Source organism: Microvirga sp. P4_G7 (assembly GCF_056401005.1).
Window position 1 is genome coordinate 1 of sequence record NZ_JBFUKD010000353.1, and the last position, 3,788, is coordinate 3,788.

4 protein-coding genes are annotated in these 3,788 nt (G+C 60.4%); 3 read left to right on the forward strand and 1 reads right to left on the reverse strand.

From position 1 onward, the window contains the following. Window positions 1–255: 255 nt before the first annotated feature. Complete coding sequence (locus tag AC1DT3_RS14390) at window positions 256–933, reverse strand: GntR family transcriptional regulator (RefSeq protein WP_477465931.1); 678 nt, start codon at window positions 931–933, stop codon at window positions 256–258. 183 nt (window positions 934–1,116) lie between these two features. On the opposite strand from AC1DT3_RS14390, the gene AC1DT3_RS14395 reads away from it, so the two are divergent. The 3 genes from AC1DT3_RS14395 to AC1DT3_RS14405 form a co-directional block, all read left to right on the forward strand. Then, complete coding sequence (locus AC1DT3_RS14395) at window positions 1,117–2,097, forward strand: TRAP transporter substrate-binding protein (RefSeq protein ID WP_477465932.1); 981 nt, start codon at window positions 1,117–1,119, stop codon at window positions 2,095–2,097. A 50-nt stretch (window positions 2,098–2,147) separates the two neighbouring features. Next, window positions 2,148–2,687: a TRAP transporter small permease gene (locus AC1DT3_RS14400; RefSeq protein ID WP_477465933.1), complete on the forward strand. Its 540-nt coding sequence runs from the start codon at window positions 2,148–2,150 to the stop codon at window positions 2,685–2,687. Between the two features lie 5 nt (window positions 2,688–2,692). Further along, window positions 2,693–3,788, forward strand: a 1,096-nt coding sequence (locus AC1DT3_RS14405) for a TRAP transporter large permease (protein WP_477465934.1), incomplete at its 3' end; no start/stop codon positions are given.

Consider the following 3,788-nt stretch of genomic DNA (forward strand, 5'->3'; position numbering starts at 1 on the left):
GGTCACGGGCTGCGAGAATCCTTCGATAGTCTGATTTCGTCCGAGTATGGTTAATCGAGCGTTAATGCAAACGCGGATGCAGGATAATTTTTTAAGAAATCGAAGGGGTTGGGAATGCGGACCCAAAGTCCGCGTCAAGCCGGCTCGTGCATGCATGGCCGGATGCCGACGGCGATGCCGTCCCACCTGGTCCGTCCGAACCGTCTGAGTCCTGCTCGATTCGCCTGTTTGCGACTCGACGATCGAGCGGAGGGGTTATTCGAACAATTCCGGATGTTCGGCTTCGATGCGCGGTAAGGCGCGCAGAATTTCCGTCAGATGGAGGCGCATGGCGGCCTCGGCTTGGCCGGCGTCTTGAGCATCGATCGCCGCGATGATGGCCTTATGCTGCTCGATGAGCGGGAGCATGGAATCCGTGCCGGGGAGGCTGAGCTGGCAGACTCGGTCCATGTGGGCCTTGATGTCCTGCACCGCCTCCCACGCGAGAGGACAGCCAGCGCCCTCGGCGAGGGCGATGTGGAAAAGCTCGTCGTAGCGCTGAAAGGCTGCGTGGTCCCCGCGATCCGCGGCTTCCATCTGCATGTCGAGGAGGTCGTCGATCCGGGCGCGGCTCTGACGATCGAAGGACGAGCACGCGCGAGCGACGACAGCGGTTTCGATTGCCTCACGCACGAAGCGTGACTCCATCATCTTGCGGACGGAGATCTTCACGACGACGGTGCCTCGCTGCGGCAGGATCTCGATCAAGCGCGCCTTGGCCAAAGCGATCATGGCCTCGCGCACAGGCTGACGCGACATGCCATGACGCCCCGCGATGTCCTGCTCCGAGAGGCGGGCGCCAGGGGGCAGTTCCAAGGCCACGATGGCCCGGCGAAGCTCCGCCTCGATGCGCTGGGCCGCGGAGCCCTGGCTCGTCACGAATGGCTTGTTCACGTCGCTATCCAACCTTTGGAGGATTGTGCCTCAATCAACTCTACACTACCATACTAGTGCCTACCAGTGCATTATCGCCGGTAACAATTCGGCGGGAAGACCTCGAGGTCCTCGCGCCCAAGACGATCAKCTCAAAGCTGACTCGACACCAGACGACGGGAAAACGCTTAGGGAGAAGATGTGATGTTCACAAGAAGAAGCTTCTATGCCGCGACGATAGGTTTTTGGGCTCTCACCATCGGCGCCGCTGGTGCCCAGACCGTGACGCTGCGGTCCGCCGACATTCACCCGGACGGATATCCGACCGTCGAAGCGGTGAAATTTCTCGGCTCGTCGCTCGAGAAAAAGACCAATGGTCGACTCAAGGTTCAGGTCTTTCATTCGGCGCAACTCGGCCAGGAGAAAGATACGATCGAGCAGACGCGTTTCGGCGTGATCGATTTGAACCGCATCAACATGGGGCCGTTCAACAACTTGATCCCCGAGACGTTCGTGCCGGCGCTGCCCTTCATTTTCAAGTCGGTCGATCACATGCGCAAGACCATGGATGGTCCGATCGGCGACCAGATCCTGGCGGCCTTCGAGCCCCACGGCCTCGTCGCTTTGGCGTTCTATGATTCCGGCGCGCGCTCGTTCTACGATTCCAAGCGCGCCATCAAGACGCCCGCGGATATGAAGGGTATGAAAGTACGCGTGCAGCAATCCGATCTCTTCATCGATCTCGTCAACGCGCTCGGCGCGAACGCCACGCCGATGCCGGCCGGCGAAGTCTATTCCGCGCTGCAGACGGGCGTGGTCGACGGTGCGGAGAACAACTGGCCGAGCTATGAATCCTTCCGCCATGCGGAGGTGGCGAAGTTCTACTCGCAGACCGAGCATTCGATGTCGCCGGAAGTGCTGGTGATGTCGAAGAAGAGCTTCGACAAGCTGTCGCCCGACGATCAGAAAGCTTTGCGCGCGGCAGCGAAGGAATCGGTCCTCAAAATGCGCGAACTCTGGGAAGCGCGCGAGAAGGTCGCCGAGGAGAAGGTGCGTGCCAGCGGGACGCAGGTGAACGCGGTCGACAAGCAACCCTTCATCGATGCGATGAAGCCCGTCTACGACAAGTACGTCAAGGACGCGAAGCTGAAAGAGCTCGTCGCTCGCATTCAAGCCATCAACTGACACGACGGCGGGCCCCGTCGCGGGCCCGCTCCTTTATCGGAGTGGATCGCATGTCCATCAGCGCCTCCGCGCTACCCCGGATTCTTGCGCGCGTCAGTCAGGCGGCGCTGTGGATCTCAGGGCTCGGTCTCGTCCTCATGACCGCTTTCGTGACGTGGCAGGTCTTTGGCCGCTACGTGCTCAATGGTTCGCCGAGTTGGACGGAGCCGGCGGCTCTCCTGCTCATGAGTTGGTTCATCCTTCTCGGCTCCGCAGTCGGCGTGAGGGAGGGCGTGCATCTCGGTTTTGAGACGGGACTGCACTATGCGCCTCATTGGCTACGCCGCATCATGCTCGCGGTGACGGAAATTCTCGTGATCGGCTTCGGCATCGCCATGAGCTGGTACGGGACGCTCCTCGCCATAGAGACGTGGTCCGCCAACATGGCTGGGCTGCCGATCCCTCAGGGAATGGATTATCTGCCGCTTTCGGGTGGCGGCGCCTTGATCGCGATTTTCTCCCTCGAAAAGCTGGTTCTGCTCCTCATCCGAAACGAGGAAGTGCCGCTCGTTCGCCCCGATACGCCCCATCTCGCCGTCATCGAGGATTGACCGCCATGGAACTCTGGATTCTCTTCGGCGTCTTCACGGTTTTGCTGTGCATCGGCACGCCGGTCGCCTTCTGCTTGGGTATTGCCTCTCTCGCGACCGTGCTCGCCATGGGGCTGCCCGCCATCGTCGTTTTCCAACAGATCAATTCGGGCATGAACGCGTTCGCCATGATTGCGATCCCGTTCTTCATCTATGCCGGCGACATGATGGTCAGGGGCGGTATTGCCGATCGTCTGATCCGCTTTGCCGCCGGCCTCGTCGGGCACCTGCGCGGTGGGCTGGGACAGGTCAACATTCTCGCCTCGACCTTTTTCGGAGGTGTTTCCGGTTCCGCCATCGCTGACGCGTCCGCCGTCGGCGGGATCATGATTCCGCAGATGGAGAAGCGCGGCTACGCGAAGGATTACGCGGTCAACGTCACCGTCAACGCCGCCATCATCGCGCTGCTCGTTCCTCCCTCACACAACATGATCATCTATTCGATCGCCGCTGGCGGAACGGTGTCGGTCGCCGATCTGTTCACGGCGGGCATCATTCCGGGACTGCTTCTGGCAGGCGCCYTGATGATCACGGCTTATGTGGTCGCGGTGCGGCGCGGATATCCGGCCGAGACGTTTCCCGGATTCGCCACCGTCTTCCGCTGGATGATTGCGGCATTCCCCGGAATCCTCTTGATCTTCATCATTTTCGGTGGCGTGCGGTCCGGTGTGTTCACCGCAGCCGAGAGCTCGTGCATCGCCGTCGTCTATGCCCTGCTGATCACCGTGTTCGTGTATCGTGAGATGACATGGTCCGGCTTCATCGAGGCAACTTTGGGAGCCGTCCGCACGACAGCGATGGTGCTCCTGGTCATCGGGTGCGCTAGTGCATTCGGCTGGCTGATGGCATTCTTGCAGGTGCCACAGACGACGATTGAGGCGTTGCGCTCGATTTCGGACAACCCGATCGCCATCTTGCTTCTGATCAATATCGTCCTTCTTGTTCTCGGCACCTTCATGGACATGGCGCCGATGATCATCATCTGCACACCGATCTTCCTTCCGGTGGTCAAGGCATTCGGGATCGACCCGATTCATTTCGGCATCGTCCTCATCCTCAATG

Bases quoted from the DNA above. Each gene is read 5' to 3' on its own strand.
- AC1DT3_RS14395 (WP_477465932.1), top strand. From the start codon at position 1,117: ATGTTCACAAGAAGAAGCTTCTATGCCGCGACGATAGGTTTTTGGGCT.
- AC1DT3_RS14400 (WP_477465933.1), top strand. From the start codon at position 2,148: ATGTCCATCAGCGCCTCCGCGCTACCCCGGATTCTTGCGCGCGTCAGT.